Consider the following 25408-nt stretch of genomic DNA (forward strand, 5'->3'; position numbering starts at 1 on the left):
TAGCTTGAATTATATCAAACTAAGGTTTAATTCCTTACACTGTTTAGTTTTCAATGTCCAAAGTTTTTTCTGTCGTTTTAGCGACAAGAACCATTATAGCAAATCTTTTTTATCTTGTCAACACTTTTTTCGACATTTTTTTCGCCGCTGTTTCCAGCGACTCCATTACCATCTTATAAATGAAACTTAAATAGTAATTTCATGGTGCCCAGAGGCGGAATCGAACCACCGACACGGGGATTTTCAGTCCCCTGCTCTACCGACTGAGCTATCTGGGCATGTTAGTTTTTTTTAAGATATTACCTTGGTGGGCTTAAGTGGACTTGAACCACCGACCTCACGCTTATCAGGCGTGCGCTCTAACCAGCTGAGCTATAAGCCCATAATAATGGTCGGGGTGGCAGGATTTGAACCCGCGACCCTCTGGTCCCAAACCAGATGCGCTACCAAACTGCGCTACACCCCGAATTAAGATATAGATTGTATTGTATGGTGGGCCTTCAGGGATTCGAACCCCGGACCTGCCGGTTATGAGCCGGACGCTCTGACCAACTGAGCTAAAGGCCCTTATTTTGGCGGAGAAGGTGGGATTCGAACCCACGGCCCCTTGCGGAGTCACTGGTTTTCAAGACCAGCTCCTTAAACCACTCGGACACCTCTCCGTAATCAATCATCAAAATAGTACTTACCTTTTATTTATCTTAACAGATAATTAAAACTGGTGACCCATCCGCGACTCGAACGCGGGACACCCTGATTAAAAGTCAGGTGCTCTACCGACTGAGCTAATGGGTCATATATGGCGTGCCCACAGGGATTCGAACCCCGGACACACGGCTTAGAAGGCCGTTGCTCTATCCAGCTGAGCTATGGGCACACATACATTGGAGCGGGTGAAGGGGATCGAACCCTCGCAACCGGCTTGGAAGGCCGGGGCTCTACCACTGAGCTACACCCGCATAGATATTAAATTGGAGCGGTAGAAGGGATTTGAACCCTCGACCCTCGCCTTGGCAAGGCGATGCTCTACCACTGAGCCACTACCGCATATTGGTGCGGGTAGAGGGACTTGAACCCCCACGTACAAGACACTAGATCCTAAGTCTAGCGCGTCTGCCAATTCCGCCATACCCGCATATTAAAGTTTTTTTCAAAATGGTGGAGGGAACTGGATTCGAACCAGTGTAGACTCAGTCAACGGATTTACAGTCCGCCCCCTTTAGCCACTCGGGCATCCCTCCATATTTGTGATGGAGCTGGTGATGGGACTCGAACCCGCAACCTGCTGATTACAAGTCAGCTGCTCTGCCAATTGAGCTACACCAGCATAAATGGCGATCCAGAAGGGACTCGAACCCTCGACCTCTAGCGTGACAGGCTAGCGTTCTAGCCAACTGAACTACTGGACCATAAAGTTGTGTTTCAAAACGCCGTAAGCGTGTTTTGCAAATTATTAATGGTGGGCGCAACAGGACTTGAACCTGTGACCCCCTGCTTGTAAGGCAGGTGCTCTCCCAGCTGAGCTATGCGCCCAAATCAGCTTCTAATAACTAGAAGCTAAAATTGGTGACCCCTAGGGGACTCGAACCCCTGTTACCGCCGTGAAAGGGCGGTGTCTTAACCGCTTGACCAAGGGGCCAAAATGGTTGCGGGGACAGGACTTGAACCTGCGACCTCCGGGTTATGAGCCCGACGAGCTACCAACTGCTCCACCCCGCGTCGATAATTATATATATTTTTTTATGGTGCCGGGGACCGGAATCGAACCGGTACGGTCTTTAAGGACCGCAGGATTTTAAGTCCTGTGCGTCTGCCAGTTCCGCCACCCCGGCACTTATTGGCTCCAGAGGTGAGATTCGAACTCACAGCCTACCGGTTAACAGCCGGTTGCTCCACCATTGAGCTACTCTGGAATGTTTCGCTGTTTTTTTCAGCGACAAGATATATATTATCATATTTGCTTCATCATGTCAACTGTTTTTTTGAAATAAATTCTTTTTCCTATTTATTTCAAACCCGTAACGGCTGACTACTTGTATTATTTTACTACCTGTTTTTCTATTTGTCAAGACGGAAAAATAATGTAATTAAAAAAAATTTAGTCTAAAAGTATAGATATAGATATATAGTTGAAGAATTTAATCTCCTAGGGTATTTAAATATAAAAAGAGGATGACTTCTCATCCTCTTTTTAATAACTATCTGAATTAGTCTTATGTCATATATGTATATAGTCTATATATTAAATCCACCGTTCTATAACCATCAATATTATTAAGCAAACTATACATATCCCGATCCATAGTATTGAATTTTTCAACCTAAGCCCTCCTCATATATATTTATATGCGGGGTTAATATGGTGATATGCATAGAACAAAGATAATAATTGGAGTGTATGTAGTAATTTATATAATTTTGAATCTATCTGTTTGTTCCTTTAACAAGGTTGCCATATTGTTTAATTCTTCTATACTTGCTCCAACTTCTTCTAGGGAACCTACTTGCTCCTGAAGAACAGCATTAATTTGCTGTGCTCCACTAACATTGCTAGATGTATTTTTAGAAATATCATTCATTGTACTTTTCATAACTGAAGTTATTCCTCTTTGCTTTTTAGATAGGTTTAAGATTCTTTCTATCTCTTCAGTCATATTTTCTATTGATGTAAATATATTTTTAAACTGCTTATTTACTTCCATACCTTTTTGTACTGTGGTGTCAACAAGTGACTGTCCTTCCTTCATAGTAGAGTCTGCTTTTCCTACCTTATCTTGAATTTCATCAATCAGCAATCTAATCTTATTCGTCGATTCCTTACTGCTCTCTGCCAGTTTTCTAACTTCCTCTGCAACTACTGCAAATCCCTTTCCATGTTCTCCAGCCCTAGCTGCTTCTATGGCTGCATTCAAAGCAAGAAGATTAGTCTGTTCTGCTATAGCTGTAATAAAGTGTACTATTTCTCCGATTTCTTCCGATGAAATTTTCAGCTCTCCTATAATTCTATTAGTGTTCTCAGAAGAAGTTTTCACCTTATTTATATATGTCACTGCTTCATTTATATTCTCTCCACCAAGTCTAGCAGACTCTAATACATTTTTACTATTATTGAAGGCATTTTCTGATTCATTGGATATGATTTGTGCACTATCATTCATCTCATCAATACCATTTACAGACTCATCTACAGAACTGGCATTGCTCTGGAGCCCACAGGATATTTCATTTATCTCTTTTGCTATATTCTCTATCCCTTGGTTAGTTTGCTCCATTATAAGTGCAATTTCATTAGATGATCGTGATAAAATACTTGAATTTTTTGAGACCTCTGATACTAAATCTTTTATCTTCATAACGAACCAGTTTACATCATTCCCTAGATCGCCTATTTCATCCTTTGTTTTAGTATCAATATTTTGAGTTAAATCTATTTTATTATCTTCGTTAGATAAAATTTTATTCAACGTCTTAGTTATATATGTCATTGGTCTTGTTATACCCTTTGTCATAAGATATGCAATTATAAAGGCCAAAATAAAAGCTCCTGCTAATATAATGATGATATTAGTAATATAGCGCTTGCTATCTTCCATAGCCCTATTGTAAAAATTATCCGCTAACTCGTTTGCATCTTCAACCAGTATATTCATACAACTATTTATAAGTCCAACCTGATATGTTCCAGTACCCTTTTCTACAAGTACTGCTTCGATTTGATTACCTTCCTTAGCGAGCTTAACAATTTCATCCCTAATTGGCTTCCATTCCTTATATGCATTATATGCCTTTTCTACAACTTCAGGGTCCCCAGTAAAGTTGTTTTGAATTATTTCAAATTTCTTATGTACTATTTCATCATATTTCTCAATTTTTTTCACATGATGATGAATCTGCAGTTTCTCTACAGTGCTAACACTTTTCATCTCATTCATAATCTTTAATATATTTATATCTGCTTCATTCACAGCCTTTGTGACTGTAAAAGGCTGTTCATACATATCAATGGTCAAGTTTTGTAGCTGATTCATACCATTAATTGCATATAAACTAACTAAGCATGTAATGAGTATTATGGTTGCAAAGCTTACAGTCATCTTTTTCGATATTTTCAAGTTCTTCAGCATATATGCCCTTCCTTTCATCTATGGTCTAGTCACTAAAAAATCTCCTGGGGTGTCTCAAAGATGGTTTTGTGAGACAGCCCCATCAACATTATATTATTCTTCAAAAGTTTCTATAATCCTTCATATATAAGTATATAAATATATATATATTTATATATATTTATATATCCAAGGTTAGCCCTTATTGCTCTATTACTACATCATACTCTCTCATCCAGATATCTAATTGAATCAGATAAGCTATCAACTGTGGTCCTGTCATTAATTGCCCAAACCAAGGTTTTTTAAAGGCTTTTCCCCCTGTATTTACAATATTCATCACTTCTTTTATGTCAATCAATTGTAAAATCGGAGACGTTTTATCTTCTAGAATTTGTCTCATTCTCATTTGAACTTCTTTAGTATATTGTGGATGATGGGTTTTAGGGTAAGGGCTCTTTTTCCTATAAATAACATCATCAGGTAAGATTCCTTTTAATGCTCTTCTTAATAATCCTTTCTCTCTCCCATCACATAATTTAAAGTTCCTAGGTATGTTATAGGCATATTCAACAATCCTATAATCAGCATAGGGTACTCTTACCTCAAGGCTATTTGACATACTCATACGATCTTTTCTATTTAACAATGTTACCATGAACCACTTGATATTTAAATAGAACAATTCTCTCATTCTTTCATCGGCCATTGATTCACCCTTAAGCTTTGGAACTCTGCTAAGTGTATCATGATATTTTGACTCCACGTATTCTTCTAGGGGTAGATTCTTTAAGTCCTTTGTTAATATGCTCTTCCTCTCATTTATATACCTTGACCAAGGAAATGTATTTGTTTCTATATCCTCTTCCCTTGTGTACCATGGATATCCTCCAAATATTTCATCGGCGCATTCACCAGAAAGAGCCACTGTAGCTTTTTTTCTTACTTCTTTACAAAATAGATAAAGTGAAGAGTCGATATCTGCCATTCCCGGTAAATCCCTAGCTTGAACTGCTCTTTTCAGAGAATCTGCAAGATCAATATTATTTATAGTAATATTCTGGTGGTTACTTCCTATATAATCGACTACTCTTTCAACCCAGTATTCATCAGAATCTGGCTGAAATTCATTAGCTATAAAATACTTGTCATTATCTTCATAGTTAATTGAAAAAGTATTTAGGTTTTCTTTCCCCTGCCTCTTAAAGGCTTCTGCCGCTACTACCGATATTGCGCTTGAATCCAATCCACCCGATAGAAAAGTACAAACAGGAACATCTGATACTAGCTGCCTTTCGATTGCATCAACTACAAGCTCCCTCACATGCTCTGTCGTAGTATCTAAATCCTCTAGATGTGGTTTGGCTTCTAGCTCCCAATACTTCCTCTTTTCTAGTCCCCTGTAATCATATACTATCCTATGGGCTGGAGGTATTTCTTTAATTTCTTTAAATACACCGCTTCCTAATGATCTCGCTGGCCCTAGTCCAAATATTTCTAGAAGTCCTATTTGGTCAACTATTGGTTTTACCTGGGGATGTTTTAATATTGTCTTTATTTCTGAGGCAAATATTAATGAGTCCTCCTTCTGAACATAAAATAAAGGCTTCACCCCAAGGGGATCTCGAGCTAAAAAGGCTTTTCTATTTCTTTCATCCCATATACAGAAAGCAAATATTCCGTTTATTTTATTTAAGCATTTTTCCCCCCAGGCTATATAAGACATTAAAAGAACTTCGGTATCTGAATATGATCTAAATTTATATCCTTTTTCCTGTAGTTCATTTCTAACTTCATCTGTATTGTACAATTCTCCATTATAAACTATAGTATATTCCCTATCTTCTATCTTTCTTGTCATTGGTTGCATACCACCCTCAGGATCAACTATAGTAAGTCTTCTATGACCCAATAAGGCATTTTTTGCTTTATATATACCCGAGCTATCGGGTCCCCTATTACTTAGGCTATTTGTCATATTCTCAATAATATTTATCCTATCACTTATATCCCTTTTATTATTTATCCATCCAGTTATACCACACATAAGTTCAACCCCTCTTTTTTTGATATTGATTATCATTAACAATTTTGTTTCTAATATATTCCTAAAACTTGTCCAATGTTACATCAAGTTAGGGGTTATCAACCTGAGGTATATCATAGTTTCTCTACATATCTTTCTGACGGTCTTCTTAAATATGTTAATCTTTGTAAAGAATTGTATATATTGTGGTAAATATAGTAGTTAATTCTACTCACCAAACTATATATTGTAGTTTTTGTATATGTAGTTCTTTAGAACTACTGTTTTATCTTCTTTTTTTCTGTATAATATTAGTAAGATAAAAACTATGTATCTAGAGTTCATATAAAGATAAACAAGTTTCAAGTTTAATAAATTTCAAATAAAAAAATGCGGGTGATACTTATGAAGGAATGTTTGAGGTGTAATAAAATGATCCCTGATAATACTATAAGGGATTATTGTGAGGTCTGTTATGAAGTTTATGAGAAAATTTTTGATAAGATCAGGGAGTATCTAAGAGAAAATCCTTTAGCTACTGCCTTTGAAGTCGCAGAATATACTGGAGTTGATCATCAAATAATAAAAAAATTTGTTAAAGAAGGTCGGCTTATTGAAATTGAAGCTGAGTCTGTAAATATTGAGTGCAAGCGATGTGGTGCATTGATTTTATCTAAATACCATGAATATTGTCCAAAATGTGAAAAAACTTTATTTAAAGAGTTCAACGGTCTTAAGGGACACTTTGTCCAGTTAGAAAATGCAAAAATGCATCATAAAAAACTTTCTAGAAAATAATTTCAATTACCTTACCGCAATTTCCACAGGCTCTATCTTTTAAGTTTTCTATATTTACTTCAAAGTCTCTTGATACTATTAATGCATTACAACTTGGGCAATATGTATTATTATCAATTCCATTTATGTTACCTATATATACATAATTCAAATATTTTTTCGCTATCTGATGAAGGTTAATAATAGTCTCAACTCCAGTTGGGGCTATTTTCATTTTATATCTCGGATAATATCTTGATAAATGCAGGGGTATGTTTTTGTCTATAGAAGCAATCCACTTACATAGTTCTGTTATTTCCTCTCTATCTGTGTTTAGTCCTTCGATTAATAGAGTTGTTATCTCCACATGGCAATACTCCTTAGCCGCCTGGATAGTTTCTAAAACTGGACTTTGCACCCCCTTACATATATCATTGTAAAATCCATTTGAAAATGCTTTTAAATCGATATTCATCGCATCTATAAATTGAGTTAATTTCAATAGAGGCTCTCTGTTTATATATCCATTTGATACAATTACATTCTTTTTTCCTTGTTCCCTTACACGTTTACTAGTCTCTAATATGAACTCGTACCATATGGATGGTTCATTATAGGTATAGGCCACTCCAATATTTTCTTTTTGTTCCTCTGAAATTTCTGCTATCCTCTCATGTGTAGTTTGAATATATTCAGGCATTTCATGAGCGATACTATAATTCTGGCAAAAACTGCACTTCAAATTGCATCCAAAGCTTCCTATGGAAAGTATCTTTTTTCCTGGATGAAAATGATACAATGGCTTTTTTTCTATTGGATCTAAACCACTAGCTGTTATTTTGCCATAATTTAATGTCACTAGCTTTCCACCTAAATTTTTTCTAACTCTACATTTCCCCACCTTACCTTCGTATATCTCACATCCATGGGGACAGAGGAAACACTTCACTCTTCCATTACTATGCTTTTCATAAAACTGAGCTTCTTTAATAAATTTATCCACCATAAATTTTTCCTCCAACAGGTTCTCATTCCTATGCTAATAACATACAACTTTCAACAATGTCTTTGTATACTACATTAACTAGATTTCCACAATTTTATCTGAATTACTTTGTTAGTATTTATACTTATATATAGTATGTCTTTATATTGGGATATACTATATTTATTATATTTTGCTTTTTTCTATTTAAATTATCTTGCTTGTCCACATATTCAGCTAAAAAAATAAACTAGCCTCTGGATAACTTTGTGGATAAATAATAACCTCTATAACCTCGTTGTATACTTCATTTCACTAAAACCGTTCATTTTTTGTCCACAAGTTATCCACAGTTCCATTAGTAATTCACAGCCCTACACCATAGTCACTATTTATGTCTTATTACCTCAAATCGTTGAATATTATAACCTTCATTAGCTGCTATTCCTGCTTTTCCAAGGGCTATTCTTACTTGTTCTTCTACCGTATCTACTCCTTCTAGATTTGGTAACAGTAGTCCTCTACGTTCATTTAGACTAACAATGATTCCATATTTATTTACATCCAAATCGTCAAATGATTTAATTGGTTCTGGACTCATTAATACATCTACTGAATAAGTTAAATACTCAAGCTCTTCCTCTTCAACGGGAAAGAATCTAGGATCTTCGGTTCCAGCCTTTATTGCGTTTTCAATTATTTCTCTAGCTATATTCTCCGTTGTAGCTTTTATCGTGCCAATACAACCCCTGAGTGTACCATCTTTCTTTAGTGAAACAAAGACGCCTTTTTTATCATTAATTAGCTCCTCAGATATTTCTTTTGGGGTATTAATCACATTGCCACTCTTTATATAGTGCTCTAGGCTTTCTCTTGCCAGTTTAACGTATTCATCTTCTCCTCTTCTTATTTCTGCTATTTTATCTTTTCGCGTCTTATACAGTTTATCTAATAGTTGTCTATCCCTATCTCTATTCTGCATTTCAAGCTTCGCAACTCCATATCCAACACCAAATGGCCCTTCATATGAAATAACCTCTGAGGATATTTTATACCCATCACAAGATCCTAGCATTATGTCTATGGACCTCATCCCACATTCTCCTGCTTCTTCACATAGGCTTCTATCTATATCTATTATCTTTTCTACCTCTAAGTTTTCTATTAAGTTTATGATTAGATTATCATACTCCGGTCCTGCAGAATTATATCCATAGGGTCCATCCTCTTTAAGCTTATGGGATAGGTCTCCACTTGCTATTACAACTACATTTTCTTCTCCTTCTTCAACTGCTTCTTGAATAGATTTCCCAAAACTATATAAATCTTCATTTGGAAGTAATCCATATGTAATGTGGATAAGTCTATAGTGTATATACTCTTTATCCACAAAGTATAGTGGCACCATGGTTCCATGATCGAGCTCAGTTGATATATTATATTCTTTTGCAAATTCATCGTCTACCATTGCACATGGTATATCCATCTTATTTGCATACTTAATTATTCTATTAGCTAACTCTAGATCATTGTCCTTTACTATTTTGACCTGCTCGGCTCCAAAGCCAGCCATGTTTCCTTCAAGCTGGCTTTTAATAGATATAGCTATAGCATCACTAAAAACGGGTCCATGGGGTGTGATAAGTATTATAGTCTTTGGCATTTTTTCTTTAATGTTCCTTGCTACTTCCTCCATCCCATCAATAGTACTTTGAATCTCCTTTTCCTTACCTTTCCCTATCTCCCTCAGAATAATTGGAGGGTGTGGCATCAAATATCCAGCTAAAATTTTTCCCATAAGAAACCTCCTTGATCTTTTATCTTTAGTTGGTTACTATCTAAACATTTAGTTTATGAAAATATTTTAATATTCCTACATAGATGCTCCAAGCAATTTTTTCTTGATAGTTTGGATCTTGAAGCAACCTTTCTTCCTTGGCATTTGATAAAAATCCACACTCTATAATTACAGTAGGTACCTTTACATTTTTTAGTATGTAAACATCCTTTTTTGCTTTTGCCTTTCTAGTATTTCCATTATCTAATACCCTTATGAGTTCTTCTTGAGCAAGCTCGGCTATCAGCTTACTTCTTTCACACCTGGGATTATAGAAGGATTGGGCCCCATAATATTTAGTTTCTTGAAAGCTATTAGAATGTATACTTATAACCATGTCTGCATTACTCTCATCAAAAAGCCTTTTTCTATTTCTGAGGTCTTCATTCTTTTTCTTTCTAACAGTCCCACCATCAGTATACAGTCCTACATCTTCATCCCTTGTCATTAATACTAGGCTTCCACTTTCTTCTAGATATTTTCTTAGCCTAAGAGCAATTTCCAGATTTACTTTGCTCTCATGTACTCCTGTGGATTTGCCAACCATGCCTCCATCTATTCCACCATGGCCAGGGTCAATGATTATTACCTTTCTTAGGGTAGGAAGGGATGCTGCCTTAGATGCTTTATTGTATTTGTCTATACAGAATAGTCCAGTTATAAATGCTGATATTAATATTATAATCCATATTATTCTTTTTTTCTTTACTACAATAATACTCATATACTGTCCCCTTTCCTTCTGTAGAGAGTTCTTAGTGAAACTTAGTTTATACATATCAAAATATCCAATGCTTCTGAGGATTTTTGATGTGTATAAATTAAAGTTTTCATTGGAACCTCTATGTAGTCATGCTAGCTTAAATGTAAAATAAATTTTGCTAAAATAATGAACGCTTCTGCATTCTTTTAGCGAAATTTATTAATCCTTAAAATAGCATTACTCTATCTGTTAGGCTTCTATATATATATGTAAGAAGGCAAGGTTTAATACTTTTTTCAAAAACATAAAAAACACCGTATGTACAATGTAATGTACATACGATGTTTTGTAAGCGTAAAAAGAAATACTATCTCTTTGAGAATTGAGGCGCTCTTCTTGCAGCCTTTAAACCGTACTTCTTTCTTTCCTTCATTCTTGGGTCTCTTGTTAAGAATCCTGCTTTTTTAAGTACTGGTCTATGCTCAGCATCAGCCTTAAGTAATGCTCTAGATATACCATGTCTTAAAGCTCCTGCCTGTCCAGTGAATCCACCACCGTGAACTCTAGCAAGTACATCAAACTTACCTTCTGTCTCTGTCATAGCAAGAGGTCTTGTTACTTCTCGCTTTAGAGTTTCATAATCAAAATAATTATCTAAATCTCTTCCGTTTATAATTACTTTACCACTACCAGGTACTAATCTTACTCTAGCTATGGATTTTTTTCTTCTACCTGTACCGTAATATTGTACTTTAGCCATTAATCTTCCCTCCTCTTGCAATCACTATATATCAAGAACTTCTGGTTGTTGAGCTTGATGCTTATGCTCTGAACCTCTGTATACCTTAAGCTTTGTTAACATCTTTCTTCCTAGTGAGTTCTTAGGAAGCATTCCCTTTACAGCGTGGAAAACAACCTTTTCTGGCTTAGTGTTGATCATATCTCTGTATGTTCTTTCTTTAAGTCCACCAGGATATCCAGTGTGCCATCTATACATTTTTTGATCTAACTTCTTACCAGTTAATACTACCTTTTCTGCATTTACGATTACTACGAAATCACCTGTATCAACATGTGGTGTATAAGTAGGCTTATGCTTTCCTCTTAATATAGTTGCAACTTGTGTTGAAAGTCTACCTAAAGTCTTTCCTTCAGCATCGATTACATACCATTTTCTTTCCACTTCATGTGGCTTAGCTACGTATGACTTCATCGATTTCCCTCCTATCTTACAAATCCGAATATTGAGTATATCTACTTTTATCTTAAAAATCCGGGGCTAGTGGATTTTTTAAAGACTATTTTAAACCATCTTATATTTTAATACATGGAGCCGTGTGTGTCAAGGAATATTTAGTCCAAATTATTTAAGTCTAATAATAAACTTCAGCTAAATATAATCCTTGTGCTGGTGCCTTATGTCTAGCATTTTTTCTATCCTTTGATTTTATTATATAATCAAGGTTTTCCATCTTTACTTTCCCTGATGATACATCTAATAATGACCCTGTAATTATTCTAACCATATTGTATAGAAAACCATTCCCTTTGTATTCAAGAATAACAAATTCATTCTTCTGGTACACATCTATATTATAAATTGTTCTAATTGTATTCTTCACATTGCTGCCAGATGACATAAAACCTTTGAAGTCATGTTCTCCAATAAAATACTTACTTGCTTCTATTATCCTATTTATATTTACATCCTTACTAACAAAGTATGAGTAATTTGCATATAGAGGATTTCTTATTACTTCATTATATATTTTATATATATATTTTTTCCCCTTTGCTGAATATCTTGCATGAAAATCCATGTCCATTTCTTCTACTTCTTTTATTACAATATCTGAAGGTAGTGCATTGTTTAGGACAAAGGCAAACTTATTAATAGGTATTGATAGGTCTGCTGTAAAGCTTGCAATTTGACCCAACGCATGGACTCCTGCATCAGTTCTACCTGAACCGTGAATCTGTATTTCCTGCTTTGTGATTGCTCTCAATTTTTTCTCAATCTCACCTTGTACAGTTCTAGCATTACTTTGCCTTTGCCAGCCACTGTAGTTTGTTCCATCATAGGCTATTGTTAGTTTGATATTTTTCATATAGATTCTTTTGACCTTTCTTATAGGGTTTACATAGTAGAACTTAACGCCCTATATGCTTAGTTAAATCTAATTATCACTATACACGCAACAAATACTATCATCGCTGCTGTAGCAATATAATCTCGCCTATAGAACTTCAACTGCTTCATCCTTGTCCTGTTTTCTCCACCTCTATAGCATCTAGCCTCCATGGCCATGGCTAGGTCATCTGCCCTCCTAAAGGCACCAATAAACAAGGGAACTAATAGTGGGATCAAGCTCTTTGCTCTTTTCACAAGGTTTCCACTTTCAAAGTCTGCTCCACGTGCCATTTGAGCCTTCATGATTTTGTCGGTTTCCTCCAATAAGGTAGGAATAAACCTTAATGCTATGGTCATCATCATGGCTAACTCATGGGCAGGTACACCAATCCTCTTAAAGGGGTTCAGAACTCGTTCTATACCATCTGTAAGCTCTATCGGTGATGTGCTAAGGGTAAGAAGCGATGTTCCTATAATTAGGAATACAAGTCTAAGGGCCATGAATACAGCCATTTCAATTCCTTCTCTAGTTATTGTTAGGGGTCCTAAATTATATAGTGGCTCTCCTTGAGTCATGAAAATATTGATTCCAAATGTAAGAAATATAATTATAAGTATGGGTCTTAGTCCTCTAAGAATATATTTTAAGGGAACCTTAGATAAAAGAATTATTAAGGTTAGAAATCCAGTGACTACTATATAGGTCTGAATATTTTTTACTATAAAAAGAGCAATAATATACGCAAAGGATGCTAGAATTTTGAATCTAGGATCCAGTTTATGAATAGTTGAGTCTATTGGGTAGTATTGTCCTAATGTTATATCTCTAAGCATTTTTCTTGCTCCTTACCAGTTTAAGTATTTCATTCTTGGCCTCTTCAACGGTTAGTATATCTTCTCTGATACTAATACCTTGCTCTTTTAGCTTTCTAACCAAATAAGTTATTTGAGGAATACCTAGTCCCATTTTCTCAAGACTATCTGCCTCATTAAATACTTCTCGTGGTGTCCCTATTAAGGCTATTTTTCCCTTATCCATAACTATTATTTTATCTACTAATCTAGCAATGTCTTCCATACTATGTGAAACTAATATGACAGTTATTTTATATTTTGTATGCAGTGCCTTAATTTGAGCTAAAATTTCATCCCTTCCTCTTGGATCTAATCCAGCAGTCGGCTCATCCAATATAAGCACCTCTGGCTTCATAGCTAATACTCCTGCTATGGCTATTCTTCTTCGCTGCCCTCCACTCAGTTCGAAAGGTGATCTATCCTTAACCTTATCATATTCTAATCCTACGATACCTAAGGCTTCCTTTACCCTGTTTTTTATCTCAGACTCAGACAGCCCAAGATTAGTTGGTCCAAAGGCAACTTCCTTATATATGGTTTCTTCAAATAGCTGATATTCTGGGTACTGAAAAACTAATCCTACTTTCTTTCGTATCTCACTAAGTTTTACATTTTTACTCGTAATATCTAAGTCGTTAATAAATATTTTTCCATTAGTTGGCTTTAATAGTCCATTTAAGTGCTGTATTAGTGTAGACTTTCCTGAACCTGTATGGCCAATTAAACCTACGAATTCTCCTTCTTTAATAGAAAAGCTTATTTCAGAAAGAGCCTTTGATTCAAATGGACTACCTGCGCTATAAATATGTACGAGATTCTCTACAGTAATTGACATAATTCCATCACCATCTCATCTACAGTTAAAATATCTTCTGAAAGCTTAATTCCTTCTTTATTAAGTGCATGGGATAAAAGAGTAACTTGTGGTACGTCTAATCCCAATTCCTTTAATTCTTCTACCTTTGAAAACACTTGTTTTGGATTCCCACTAAGTGCTACTTTACCATCTTCCATTACAATTACTCTATCAGCGTTTACTGCTTCATCCATAAAATGAGTAATATGTATTATAGTTATACCTTCCTTGTTTAATTTCATTATTGCATCCATTACTTCTTTTCTCCCCGATGGATCCAGCATTGCTGTGGGTTCATCAAATATGATACATCTTGGCTTCATTGCTAATACCCCTGCAATTGCAACTCTTTGCTTCTGACCTCCAGACAATAGATGAGGAGGCTTTCTTCTCAACGCATAAATACCTACGGCCTTTAGAGATTCATCTACTCTATCTCTTATCTCACTTGACACAATGCCTAGGTTTTCAGGACCAAATGCCACATCTTCCTCTACTATTGTTGCCACTATCTGATTGTCTGGGTTTTGAAATACCATACCAGCACATTGTCTAATATCCCATAACTGTTCTACATCTGATGTATCCATATTATTTACGTATACCTTTCCCCCACTGGGTAAAAGTATTGCATTAATCAGCTTAGCAAGAGTAGATTTTCCGGATCCATTGTGCCCTAATACCGCAACAAATTCTCCATCTTTTATATCTAGAGATAGGTTATTTACTGCTGTCACCTTCTCATCCTCATTGCTTGTATATTCAAATATTAATTCCTTAGTTTCAACCATATTTGACATTCTATTACCTCTCATGTGTTGTTTTTACCTTTCTATTATAAACTTCCTTAGCACTAAAATCAAAATTTTTTATGAACAAATATTGGCTAATGATTGGTGACGTATAACTGCTGTAGTACTTCTATAAAATCTAAGTCTAACTTTGCTGAAATTTTAGGCTACAGTATTCATAGTTGTAGTATGCCCATAAGATACACATTAAATATGAGTGTTTTACGGGTAACTATAGATAACATGTATATAAACAATACCTTATGCTCTAAGATACAGTCAAAATTGTAATACTTCTTCTAAAAACCTCCGTCTCAAATATGCAAAAAACTGCCATAATATATTGTATATATCATAGCAGTTAATTACTCATGGTAATTACATCTTAAAGCTTATATATTTCCCCTTTTATAACTCATAATACATCTCAAACTCAATGGGATGCGGCATTTTATTTACCGAATAATACTCTCTTTTTATTCTTTCTATATGATTCTTAATGATGTTTTCAGTAAAAACTCCTCCAACAAGTAAAAATTCATAGTCATTTTCAAGGGCAATCGCTGCATCTATAAGACTAGTCGGGAGACTCTCAATTTTTTTCTGTTCTTCCTCTGTTAATTTATATAAATTAATATCATATGGACCATAGTTATTAGGGTCTATCCTATTAATAATTCCATCGAATGCGGCCATCATAATTGTGGAATACGCAAGATAAGGATTGCATGTACCGTCGGGACTACGGAGCTCAAATCTTTTTTCGTCAGCAGAAATAGTATATCCCGGTATTCTTATTACTGCACTTCTATTAGCTGTAGCATAACAAACACTAACTGGAGCTTCATAGCCAGGAACTAGCCTCTTATATGAGTTGGTCGAAGGATTTGTGATAGCAGTTATAGCCTTAGAATGAGTCAATATACCACCAATTGCATACTTGGCAATATTAGAAAGTCCTGAATAACCATCTTTATCGTACATAATATATTCATCTTCATTCTTCAATTGGATGTGAACATGAAGTCCATTCCCACATTCATCTACAAAGGGCTTAGGCATAAATGTCACTGATTTATTTGACTTTTTGGCACAATTATTAAGAAGATTCTTCATCTTCATTGTTCGATCGCCCATCTCTTTTATTCCTGCAAAATTAACTTCTATCTCAACTTGCCCAGGGCCTCCATTTTCTGAATGATGATATTTAATTGGAATACCTATTTTTTCTGCCTCAAGGCATACTTCTGTTCTAAATTCATAGCTACTATCAAAGGGAGAGTCAAGGTGATATCCACCATGATGAGAAACTTTCATCCCTATGTTTTGTTTTGAAGCATCTCCCATATTCCAGTTAGCTTGATTCGAGTCAAGTTTTACCTCCATATGAGAATTAGTATTTTTATAAGATACGTGATCAAGGACATAGAACTCAAACTCTGGACCTAAAAGGCAAGTATCAGCTATTTTGTTATCCTTCATAAATATTTCTGCCTTTTCTGCAATATATCTCGGATCATCCTCAAATCTAACAAGATCATCTCCAACTATTCTATAAATATCGGCAATAACCACAATAGTCTTATAAATCCGATAACTATCAACATAGGCTGTTGTAACATCTGGTATCATTACCATATCGGATTTTTCTACAGTTAAAAAGCCATAACTTGAACCATCAAAGCCAATCCCCTTAGTGACTATATCTTCTGATAGCTTGCTACTGGTTATAGATAGTCTATGCCATCTCCCCTTCATATCAACTAGCTTTAGATCTATAACCTCTATTCCCTCAGTTTCACAATAGTCAATCATATCTCTTATATCTTTAAACATTATATTTCCTCCTTAAGAATCAAATTTCCACTATCAGTGATATTTCAACAGAAGCATTTCCCGGAAGGGAACTTACACCAATTGCGGCTCTTGAATGCTTTCCTTTATCACCAAAAATTTTTTCTATAAGTTCGCTAGCTCCATTTATAACTTGGGAATGTTGTTCAAACTCCTCATTTGCATTTACATATCCAGTCATAGAAACTATTTTTTTTACATTGCTAAGACTACCGGCGGCCTCTTTAATTACGCTAAGTAGTCTTATCCCACACAACTCTGCAGCTTTGTACCCTTCTTCTATCGATATGTCCCGTCCGACTTTCCCTGCAAAAACTAATTCTTTACCATTTTTAGGAGTTTGTCCAGAGATAAATATATAATTATCACTTACCACATATGGAATATATATTGCTGCCGGTTTAGGGCAAGGCTGAAGTTCTATTCCTAATGCTTTTATTCTATTCTCTATATCCATTTCTAGCCTCCGTCTTATTTAAAGTTTTTAATAACATAACTAGAAAGTCTATCAATATTAGAGGTATGTATTTCTAGTTTATGGCTTTTCAATGCCGTAGGATATTTAAGACCACTTCCCGTTACAATACAAACTATTGTTTCGTTTCCAGTTACAACTCTTTGTTCCTTTAGTTTCCTTATTGCAGCAACTGTAACTGCTGAAGCAGGCTGTACAAAAACCCCTTCTTCTGCTAATAATTTTTGTCCTTGAATGATTTCATCGTCATTCACACTAACAAAATGCTCCCTATCTAAAGAGTTAAGTACACAGTTTCCACTAGGTGGAAAAGGATTTTCTATAGCATGGGCTATAGTTGCTGGATTTTCTACTCTTGAGATTTCTGTTTCTCCATTCTTAGCTGCCGTTACAATAGGAGAACAACCCGTAGATTGTGCGCAAACAATATTGGGAACTTTTTCAATATATCTACAGTTTTTAAGTTCCTTGAAGCCTTTCAAAATTCCCCTTAGATTTCCGCCAGCACTAGTGGGCACAATTACATAGTCAGGCATATTAAAGCCAAGCTGCTCGGCTATTTCGAAGGCAATCGTTTTAGACCCTTCTACTCTAAAAGGAACATCGGAATTTATAAAGTAGATATCATTTTCTCTTCCTATTTCAAGACTTTTAAAATAAAGTTCTCCATAATCTCCCCTTACCCTTATAAGATTTGGGTTATAAATTGCTATAGGTGCTAACTTTTCTTGGGCAATATCATCTTTTACAAATATGAAAGTTTCAAGATTTGCTCTCCTGCCATATGCAGCAACAGAGGGCGCCATGTTTCCCGTAGATACCGTTCCAATTTTTCTATAACCTAGTTCTTTCGCATGCATAATACCTACAAGCGTTCCCCTATCCTTAAAAGACCACGTGGGATTTTGACTTTCGTTTTTTAGATAAATCTTAGAAACTCCAAGCTTTTTCTGTAGAACAATGGACTGAGTTAATGGGGTAAATCCCTCCCCTAGGGAAATATTGTCATCTGTTTTTTCAAAGGGAAAAAACTCCCTATATCTTGCTAACATACTTTGCCTCATATTATCGTTTTTAATAATCTTAGCATCAGTTACTTCAGCTAATTGTAACGGTTCATTACATTTTTTACATCTATAATACAACCCATTACTAGGATATTTTTCATTGCATTTTGTACATATTAATCTCATGATTTTCCCTCCAACATATGGCCCTGGATTATCCAGAATTAGTTAGAAAATACTAAGGCTTAATTCTTCACTAAGTTCTTCTAATAGTTTTTTTCCAGCTAAACTATTACCATTTTTATCGAGCCCTGGAGAATAGATACCTATTCCAAATTGTCTTGGAGCCACTGCCATTATTCCTCCGCCCACCCCACTTTTTGCAGGCATTCCAACTTTGATTGCAAAATTACCAGAACCATCATACATTCCACAGGTGGTAAGTATTGCATTGGCAAACATTGCGTGTTTAGTTTCTACTATCTGTTCGCCAGAAATATTCTGTCCTTTATTTGCAAGTATAAAAGCGATATTTGCCAACTCTTTACAAGTAACTTTTAAAGATGACATTTTAAAATGCATGTCTACTACATCTTCTACATTGCCTTTAATAATTTTGTGAGTAAGAAGTAAATATGCCATGGCTCTATTCTTATTCCCTGTCATTTTTTCTGATTCATATACTGTTTCATTTACTTCAATAAGTTCATTGCCCATTAATTTTTTTGCTAGGGTCAATGCCCTATGAAACTTTTCTTCATATGTTTCTCCCTTTATCATATGATAAACGGCAATCGCCCCCATATTAACCATAGGATTAATGTGCTTTCTAAGGATCTGACTCTCAGTATAGTCAATAGCATCAAATGGTTTTCCTGTAGATTCTAGTCCTATATTTTCCATTAGATATTCTATTCCATTATCTTGTAGTGCCAATAGAAGGGATATTGTCTTTGATATACTTTGTATAGTAAAGGATTTATTGTACTCCCCCGAAAAGCCTTCGTCGCCATTATTATCAATTATATATATACCTAGATCATTAATATTTGCCTTCAATAGTTCAGGAATGTAACTGGCAAGTTCTCCATCAGAAGTATATTTTCTTGTTTTATATACTAAATCATCTAATAGTCTTTTCATTGTCTCTACCTCATTATTAATTTGTTATAATATCACGAAAAGATAACATAACTATAAAAATCACATTATCTTTTCATAATAAATTATTTTATTATCCTATTACAGTTTGTATTGCAGAGATCACACTACTCCCACCTAATATAACTGTAATCAAACTGATTATAACACCTATAACTGTTACTGCAGGTCCATTTACATAGTCACCAAGTATCTTTTTGCTACAAGTTGCATATACAAGATAAATAACTACAACCGGCAGAATTATACCATTAAGTGCCTGCGCTAAAACGATAATTGTAAGTGGATTAAATCCTGTTGCAGATACTAATATACCTGAAACAAGTATTCCAATATTAACAGCCATAAACCTCTTATCTTTCTTACTGTACTCCCAACCAAACAACCCTGCTAAAACGAATGATGCACCTAGAGGAGTACATATTGCAGAAGATAATCCTGCTGCAACTAACGCTACACTAAGAAAAATTTTAGCAGAAGAACCAAGTAGTGGTTCAAGTTGCATAGACATATCTGCTGCCGATTTGACTTCAAACCCATGCATAACCGTTGCTGCTGTAATTAATATCGCCGATGTTATAATTCCACCTACAGTAATAGAAAGGTATATATCCCATTTAGATAATTCTATCTTGTCTGGGCTGTCCCAAGTGTTCTTAGCTGATACGGCGTGTATAAAAAAATTATACGGTACTATCGTTGTACCTATAAGAGCTATACAAAGCATTAGTCCACCCTCTGGAACTTTAGGAACTACACCAGTAAGAATGGCTCCGAGATCTGGTTTTACTATTATCATAGTAATAACAAATATTGCCGCCATAAGTGCTACTAAACCTGCTAATAGTTTCTCAAGCCATTTAATCGTACCTCTAGTAATAATAAATAAAATTAGAACTCCCATGGCAGGCCCTAAAATTCTACTAGGCAGTCCAGTTATTGTAGTTAGTCCTATGGCAGTACCTGTAAGGTCTCCACCCATATAAGCAACACAACCAAGGGTAATTGATGTACCAACTAATATCATACTGGCAGTCTTTAAAAATGGATTATCAAATTGCTTCTTAATCGCTTCACTAAGACCTTCTTGTGTAACAATGCCAAGTCTTGCTGCCATCTCTTGCAAAACAATTGTAGCTATAATTGCAAAGATAATTGTCCAAAGTAATGCATAACCATAACTCGCCCCTGTTCTCGTGGCAGTGGTTACTGTGCCTGGTCCAATAAATGATCCTGTAATCATAGCTCCTGGACCTATCGCCTTTAATTTATCTTTCCATGTATACTTCACTTTACTATTCATGATATTCCTCCTCATTACCCGTAATAATCGTTAACCTCAACAGCTTTCCATTATAAATCTAAATATCCCATAATTACTCGTTATTGTATCTACGCCTAGCATTTTTTCGACATCATTTCTTATCTCCATCGCTCTGAAATTTGTACAAGATATAAAACATAAGTCAGCATTATTTATTATGTAATCTTTATTATCCTGTATAAACTTCTTTATTGCACTTGGTTCAACTTTGCTAATTTCAGTATCATCACTTAGTCCAAGTCCATTGTAATATACAATATTAACACCAAAGTTATTAAGTGTCCTTACCATAAATTTATTAACTGGATCTGGGTAAGGAGTTATCATTGCTATTTTCTTTGCTCTCCTTTCTCTAATTTCTTTTAAAACTCCTCCAAATGCTGATATTGATCTACAGCCAAGTTGCATTGATAATAAAGCTTCTAAGCTCTTCAAACCATCTATTCCATACACAGCAGAAGCTGATGTACATCCAAAAATAGCCGCCTCGTAGTTTGCAATATTTTTTAGAAACTTAATTCCATTAGGAAGTTCTGTATCTACCATCCTTTTTTCTGCTTCTTCCCCTACTTCATCAAGCCATATTCTATGGGTATGTAAGATATAATTTTTAGGCAAATTCCTTTGTAAGTCTGTTTCTAGGGTAATGTCTGTATGAGGAATAATTAGTGCAATTCTCTTTTTTTCCACAGCCGCCCTCCCCTGATAATCGTCTCCAGTTGACAGTTATATTTGCTGTCAACTGGAAGTTTTTTTTGAAAGATTTTGAAAAATTGCTCATTACTATTTTGAATAAATACAATTTCATTTATGTGTTTGAAAAAAATTGTCCTTACGATTTTCATTAAAGTTTTTTATAAGTTGAATCTTTTCTTAGTTACACCTTGTAAAAAATATAAAGTCATCCAAACAGCTGTATGGGACGAAACATTAGCTTTATCATCTAAGGGATATACTTCTACATAGTCAAATGCGCCTGCTCCAGCCTTTCCACATTCATATAGCATCATAGCTAGCTCAAATGATGTAAGCCCGCAAGGATCTGGTGGCCCTCCTGGATTATTTGCAATATCGAGTATATCTGAACATACAGTTACATATATGGCATTAGTTCCATCAGATGCGATTTCAATTGCTTTTTTAATGGACTCCATGTATCCATTGAGCTTTATTTCCATACCAGTTATTACAGTTGCTCCGTATTGTTTTGCTGATTTTAGTCCAGAGGGATTATTTCTAGGACCTCTTATTCCAACGTGAACAATTTTTGTAGCGTCTATTGCTTCTTCCTCATAAAGTCTATAAAAAGGTGAGCACCTTGCGTACTTTTCATCACCAAAGGAAGCCATGTTATCCATATGTGCATCAAAGTGAATAATCCCTATATTGCCACCATGTTTTTTAGCAAAATCTCTAATAAGGGGATAAGAAATAGAATGATCACCACCAAAAACTACAGGAATTTTATTATTTTCAATAATATCAGAAAACTTATCCTCAATTCCTCTATATGTAACGTCATAGTTGCCACTTTGGACTATTGTATCTCCATAATCCCCTCCAGAAAAATGGTCAAAAATGTCCACATCAAAATCTGGTAAATAACCGCCATATCGTACTGAAGCATTTCTAATAGTTTTTGTTCCAAGCTCGCAATCTGTAAAAGATCCCCACGTACAGATACCTTCCCAAGGAACGCCCATAAATATTATGTCATGTTCTTTAATATCCTCTTTTGACTTTATTTTAGGAAGCCCTAGAAATGTAGGGGTACCACTAAAAACCTCCGGGATTTCTCTCCCTGGAATATAACATACTGGTTTATTGATCATAATTCTATCCTCCATCACTATATTATCGTTTAATTAACGATAATATCATTATAATCGTTTTATTTTTATTAGTCAATACGTCAAATTAATATTTTCTATTTATTCAGTCAATTTTGTATATTTATTGTCATTATTGTCCTGATAATATAAAACCCCTAATCTAAAATTGAAAACTCTCCTAGAAGAAACTTCAATTTTGATTAGGGACTGCTTCCATAGAAAAAATATACTACATTCAATACACCTATGTTTTTATTGCTATTATATAAAAGTTTTTACAATACCTTGTATTTTTACTATTATTGTTATACACTATATACTGTTAAATCAAAATAAACAAAATTAGGTGAATTTAATGAAAAAAAATGTTAAGGTAATTCAATCAATACAGAGAGCCATAGATATCATTAATTGTTTTGATTACAACAACTCTAGATTAACATTAAATCAAATCAGCCAAAGACTTTCTCTAAATATAAACACCACAAGAGGAATTGTAAATACGCTAGTATTAAATGGATACATAGAACATTTCCCTGAAGATAATGTATATGCGCTTGGATTAATTTACATTTCTAAAGCTGAATTTCTATATAAAAACAATATTGATAATTTAAAAAATATTGCTAGGGTATACTTAGAAAAGTTGACTAAAACCTATGGGGTAGGAAGTAGACTTCAATTAATTTCTAATAATAATATATTTACTATCGACTCTGTTAATCCAGATAATTCTCATTATGTTTTAATAACAACTCTTGATACTATTTTTCCTATGAATGCCACCTCAAGTGGAAAGCTACTTTTAAAGTATGGGAATATATATGATATAGAAAATATTGATTTTCAGCAATTTACCGAGAATACTATTATGGATGTTGAGCAATTGAAAAGTGAGTTAAAGAAAATAGACAATACTGGATATTCAACTGAATTTGAAGAGGTTGGTATGGGTATCAGTAGTATTGCTACACCTATTCTAAAGGATGAAAGGACTCTATTTGCTACGATTAGTATCGTTGCTACGACACCTATCATAGAAAATATTTTACACGATGTAAGCAAAGATATGATAGAATTTTCTAATATCATTTCAAAAAAGCTTAGTAGTAGTTTATCTTGTTAAGATGACCTTTCTATTTTATATTGCAATGATAAATATCAAAAACTATAAAAACCATGATTAGTCAGCTATTGATTAATCATGGTTTTATTTAGTGAGCAATTATTTTAATGGACTTCTTTAGCATTAAAGCCATTCTTCCTAAACTGATATAAATAAAAAAGGATTAAGCTATGCTTAATCCCCTAATTTAGAGTTCACTATAATAATTCTAGAATAGCCATTGGTGCAGCGTCACCTCTACGAGGGCCTAGCTTAAGAATTCTAGTATATCCACCATTTCTTTCTTGGAACTTCGGTGCAACCTCATCAAATAGGTTCTTTACAACAGTTTCATCTAACATGTATGCAAGTACCTGACGTCTTGCATGAAGGTCGCCTCTTTTAGCAAGTGTTATCATCTTCTCTGCTATTTTACGAGTTTCTTTAGCTCTAGTCTCTGTAGTTTGTATACGTCCATTTTTAAATAGACTTGTAACTAGGTTTCTTAGCATCAAGTTTCTATGATCAGTAGGACGTCTTAATTTACGATAACCAGCCATAACTTTCCCTCCTTTACCCTAGCCTATTCATCACTTGGCTTTAAACCAAGAGTTAAATCTGCTAATTTATGCTTAACTTCTTCGAGTGACTTTTTACCAAGGTTTCTAACCTTCATCATATCTTCTTCAGATCTTTGTGTTAACTCCTCAACTGTATTGATACCCGCACGCTTTAAACAGTTGTATGAACGAACAGAAAGGTCTAATTCCTCTATCGTCATCTCTAATACTTTTTCTTTTTTATCTTCTTCTTTTTCAACCATAATTTCAACATCATCAATATGGTCAGTTAATGTTATGAATAAATTTAAATGTTCATTCATAATTTTAGCGCCTAACGAAGCGGCTTCATCAGGTTTAATGCTTCCGTCTGTCCAAACCTCTAATGTCAACCTATCATAATCAGTTACCTGTCCAACTCTTGTATTTTCAACAGTATAGTTAACTTTGCTTACCGGAGTATATATTGAATCAACCGGTATAACTCCTATTGGCATACCATCTTCTTTATTATTCTCTGCAGCAACATAACCTCTGCCCTTAGATAATCCTAATTCCATATTTAACTCTGTACCATCTTCAAGAGTGGCTATATGAAGGTCAGAATTTAATATCTCTACATCGGCATCAGCTTTTATATCACCTGCAGTAATTCGACCTGGACCCTGAGCATTAATTCTAACTACCTTAACTTCTTCATCAGAATGTATTTTTGCAGCTAGACCTTTTAAGTTTAAGATGATTTCTATAACATCTTCCTTTACACCAGGTATAGTTGAGAACTCGTGTAGTACTCCGTCTACCTTAATCCATTTTATAGCTGTACCCGGCAGCGATGATAATAGAATTCTTCTTAAGCTATTACCTAATGTTGTTCCATAGCCTCTCTCTAAAGGCTCTACCACAAACTTACCATACGTGAAGTCATCATTTAAATCAACACATTCAATCTTCGGCTTTTCTATCTCAATCACGATTTTCACCCCTCTTAATCTAGTATTATTATGAGGGTAACTGATTCTAATA

At 34.9% G+C, this 25408-nt stretch carries 22 protein-coding genes and 18 tRNA genes; 2 read left to right on the forward strand and 38 right to left on the reverse strand.

Annotation, left to right across the window (positions count from 1 at the left end; genetic code table 11):
- Window positions 1–202: 202 nt before the first annotated feature.
- The 20 genes from R9X47_RS12790 to asnB form a co-directional block, all read right to left on the reverse strand.
- Window positions 203–278: transfer RNA gene (locus tag R9X47_RS12790), tRNA-Phe, on the reverse strand.
- Window positions 279–305: 27 nt separating this feature from the next.
- Window positions 306–382: transfer RNA gene (locus R9X47_RS12795), tRNA-Ile, on the reverse strand.
- Between the two features lie 7 nt (window positions 383–389).
- Window positions 390–466: transfer RNA gene (locus R9X47_RS12800), tRNA-Pro, on the reverse strand.
- A 24-nt stretch (window positions 467–490) separates the two neighbouring features.
- Window positions 491–567 (reverse strand) — tRNA-Ile (locus tag R9X47_RS12805).
- A 6-nt stretch (window positions 568–573) separates the two neighbouring features.
- Window positions 574–662, reverse strand: a tRNA-Ser gene (locus R9X47_RS12810).
- A 57-nt stretch (window positions 663–719) separates the two neighbouring features.
- Window positions 720–795, reverse strand: a tRNA-Lys gene (locus R9X47_RS12815).
- Between the two features lie 5 nt (window positions 796–800).
- Window positions 801–877, reverse strand: a tRNA-Arg gene (locus tag R9X47_RS12820).
- 8 nt (window positions 878–885) lie between these two features.
- A tRNA-Gly gene (locus tag R9X47_RS12825) sits at window positions 886–959 on the reverse strand.
- 13 nt (window positions 960–972) lie between these two features.
- A tRNA-Gly gene (locus tag R9X47_RS12830) sits at window positions 973–1047 on the reverse strand.
- A 4-nt stretch (window positions 1048–1051) separates the two neighbouring features.
- Window positions 1052–1135: transfer RNA gene (locus R9X47_RS12835), tRNA-Leu, on the reverse strand.
- A gap of 21 nt (window positions 1136–1156) precedes the next feature.
- Window positions 1157–1241: transfer RNA gene (locus R9X47_RS12840), tRNA-Tyr, on the reverse strand.
- 10 nt (window positions 1242–1251) lie between these two features.
- Window positions 1252–1327 (reverse strand) — tRNA-Thr (locus R9X47_RS12845).
- A 5-nt stretch (window positions 1328–1332) separates the two neighbouring features.
- Window positions 1333–1409, reverse strand: a tRNA-Asp gene (locus tag R9X47_RS12850).
- 48 nt (window positions 1410–1457) lie between these two features.
- Window positions 1458–1533 (reverse strand) — tRNA-Val (locus R9X47_RS12855).
- A 31-nt stretch (window positions 1534–1564) separates the two neighbouring features.
- Window positions 1565–1639, reverse strand: a tRNA-Glu gene (locus tag R9X47_RS12860).
- Window positions 1640–1643: 4 nt separating this feature from the next.
- Window positions 1644–1719 (reverse strand) — tRNA-Met (locus tag R9X47_RS12865).
- 24 nt (window positions 1720–1743) lie between these two features.
- A tRNA-Leu gene (locus R9X47_RS12870) sits at window positions 1744–1832 on the reverse strand.
- Window positions 1833–1838: 6 nt separating this feature from the next.
- Window positions 1839–1913, reverse strand: a tRNA-Asn gene (locus R9X47_RS12875).
- Between the two features lie 495 nt (window positions 1914–2408).
- Window positions 2409–4124 carry a methyl-accepting chemotaxis protein gene (locus R9X47_RS12880; protein ID WP_432667268.1) on the reverse strand — a complete coding sequence of 572 codons (1716 nt, stop codon included), beginning with the start codon at window positions 4122–4124 and terminating at the stop codon, window positions 2409–2411.
- A gap of 181 nt (window positions 4125–4305) precedes the next feature.
- Window positions 4306–6150 carry an asparagine synthase (glutamine-hydrolyzing) gene (gene asnB, locus R9X47_RS12885; RefSeq protein WP_432667269.1) on the reverse strand — a complete coding sequence of 615 codons (1845 nt, stop codon included), beginning with the start codon at window positions 6148–6150 and terminating at the stop codon, window positions 4306–4308.
- A gap of 384 nt (window positions 6151–6534) precedes the next feature.
- On the opposite strand from asnB, the gene R9X47_RS12890 reads away from it, so the two are divergent.
- Window positions 6535–6927 carry a hypothetical protein gene (locus R9X47_RS12890; protein ID WP_432667270.1) on the forward strand — a complete coding sequence of 131 codons (393 nt, stop codon included), beginning with the start codon at window positions 6535–6537 and terminating at the stop codon, window positions 6925–6927.
- Here R9X47_RS12890 and amrS read toward each other — a convergent pair.
- The 16 genes from amrS to R9X47_RS12970 all read right to left on the reverse strand — a co-directional run bounded on the left by amrS (window position 6917) and on the right by R9X47_RS12970 (window position 22717).
- Entirely contained in the window at window positions 6917–7912 is a 996-nt protein-coding gene (gene amrS / locus R9X47_RS12895; RefSeq protein WP_432667271.1) for an AmmeMemoRadiSam system radical SAM enzyme, read from the reverse strand. The two genes, R9X47_RS12890 and amrS, sit on opposite strands and share 11 nt — an antisense overlap.
- A gap of 367 nt (window positions 7913–8279) precedes the next feature.
- Window positions 8280–9689 carry an AmmeMemoRadiSam system protein A gene (gene amrA / locus R9X47_RS12900; RefSeq protein WP_432667272.1) on the reverse strand — a complete coding sequence of 470 codons (1410 nt, stop codon included), beginning with the start codon at window positions 9687–9689 and terminating at the stop codon, window positions 8280–8282.
- A 40-nt stretch (window positions 9690–9729) separates the two neighbouring features.
- A complete protein-coding gene (gene cwlD / locus R9X47_RS12905) occupies window positions 9730–10452 on the reverse strand; it encodes an N-acetylmuramoyl-L-alanine amidase CwlD (protein WP_432667273.1) in 723 nt (240 codons plus the stop codon).
- Between the two features lie 346 nt (window positions 10453–10798).
- Window positions 10799–11191 (reverse strand): 30S ribosomal protein S9, encoded by a 393-nt coding sequence (gene rpsI, locus R9X47_RS12910; RefSeq protein ID WP_432667274.1) that lies wholly within the window; start codon window positions 11189–11191, stop codon window positions 10799–10801.
- 24 nt (window positions 11192–11215) lie between these two features.
- On the reverse strand, window positions 11216–11644 hold the full coding sequence (gene rplM / locus R9X47_RS12915; RefSeq protein WP_432667275.1) for a 50S ribosomal protein L13: 429 nt from the start codon (window positions 11642–11644) through the stop codon (window positions 11216–11218).
- A gap of 160 nt (window positions 11645–11804) precedes the next feature.
- Entirely contained in the window at window positions 11805–12539 is a 735-nt protein-coding gene (truA, locus tag R9X47_RS12920) for a tRNA pseudouridine(38-40) synthase TruA (RefSeq protein ID WP_432667276.1), read from the reverse strand.
- Between the two features lie 59 nt (window positions 12540–12598).
- Complete coding sequence (locus R9X47_RS12925) at window positions 12599–13396, reverse strand: energy-coupling factor transporter transmembrane component T family protein (protein ID WP_432667277.1); 798 nt, start codon at window positions 13394–13396, stop codon at window positions 12599–12601.
- The gene (locus R9X47_RS12930; protein WP_432667278.1) at window positions 13389–14252 is read right to left on the reverse strand and encodes an energy-coupling factor transporter ATPase; all 864 of its coding nucleotides are present in this window, start codon (window positions 14250–14252) and stop codon (window positions 13389–13391) included. Before R9X47_RS12930 ends, R9X47_RS12925 begins: the two co-directional genes overlap by 8 nt.
- Entirely contained in the window at window positions 14237–15088 is an 852-nt protein-coding gene (locus R9X47_RS12935; protein WP_432667279.1) for an energy-coupling factor transporter ATPase, read from the reverse strand. Before R9X47_RS12935 ends, R9X47_RS12930 begins: the two co-directional genes overlap by 16 nt.
- A gap of 384 nt (window positions 15089–15472) precedes the next feature.
- Window positions 15473–16900, reverse strand: coding sequence for a type I glutamate--ammonia ligase (gene glnA / locus R9X47_RS12940; RefSeq protein WP_432667280.1), 1428 nt, complete (start codon window positions 16898–16900; stop codon window positions 15473–15475).
- A gap of 19 nt (window positions 16901–16919) precedes the next feature.
- Complete coding sequence (locus tag R9X47_RS12945; RefSeq protein ID WP_432667281.1) at window positions 16920–17375, reverse strand: RidA family protein; 456 nt, start codon at window positions 17373–17375, stop codon at window positions 16920–16922.
- A 14-nt stretch (window positions 17376–17389) separates the two neighbouring features.
- A complete protein-coding gene (gene thrC / locus R9X47_RS12950; protein ID WP_432667282.1) occupies window positions 17390–18586 on the reverse strand; it encodes a threonine synthase in 1197 nt (398 codons plus the stop codon).
- A gap of 42 nt (window positions 18587–18628) precedes the next feature.
- Window positions 18629–19543, reverse strand: coding sequence for a glutaminase A (gene glsA / locus R9X47_RS12955; RefSeq protein WP_432667283.1), 915 nt, complete (start codon window positions 19541–19543; stop codon window positions 18629–18631).
- Between the two features lie 91 nt (window positions 19544–19634).
- The gene (locus tag R9X47_RS12960) at window positions 19635–20864 is read right to left on the reverse strand and encodes an Nramp family divalent metal transporter (protein ID WP_432667284.1); all 1230 of its coding nucleotides are present in this window, start codon (window positions 20862–20864) and stop codon (window positions 19635–19637) included.
- 36 nt (window positions 20865–20900) lie between these two features.
- Complete coding sequence (locus R9X47_RS12965; RefSeq protein WP_432667285.1) at window positions 20901–21575, reverse strand: maleate cis-trans isomerase family protein; 675 nt, start codon at window positions 21573–21575, stop codon at window positions 20901–20903.
- 164 nt (window positions 21576–21739) lie between these two features.
- A complete protein-coding gene (locus R9X47_RS12970; RefSeq protein WP_432667286.1) occupies window positions 21740–22717 on the reverse strand; it encodes an agmatinase family protein in 978 nt (325 codons plus the stop codon).
- A gap of 355 nt (window positions 22718–23072) precedes the next feature.
- Between R9X47_RS12970 and R9X47_RS12975 the strand changes: the two genes are divergently transcribed.
- A complete protein-coding gene (locus R9X47_RS12975; protein WP_432667287.1) occupies window positions 23073–23843 on the forward strand; it encodes an IclR family transcriptional regulator in 771 nt (256 codons plus the stop codon).
- 197 nt (window positions 23844–24040) lie between these two features.
- On the opposite strand, the gene rplQ is transcribed toward R9X47_RS12975, so the two are convergent.
- Both rplQ and R9X47_RS12985 read right to left on the reverse strand, forming a co-directional pair.
- A complete protein-coding gene (gene rplQ / locus R9X47_RS12980) occupies window positions 24041–24382 on the reverse strand; it encodes a 50S ribosomal protein L17 (protein WP_432404432.1) in 342 nt (113 codons plus the stop codon).
- Window positions 24383–24405: 23 nt separating this feature from the next.
- Window positions 24406–25356 (reverse strand): DNA-directed RNA polymerase subunit alpha, encoded by a 951-nt coding sequence (locus tag R9X47_RS12985; protein ID WP_432667288.1) that lies wholly within the window; start codon window positions 25354–25356, stop codon window positions 24406–24408.
- Window positions 25357–25408 lie beyond the last annotated feature (52 nt).

It is taken from the genome of Wukongibacter baidiensis (assembly GCF_050888315.1).
Classification (GTDB): domain Bacteria; phylum Bacillota; class Clostridia; order Peptostreptococcales; family Caminicellaceae; genus Wukongibacter; species Wukongibacter baidiensis.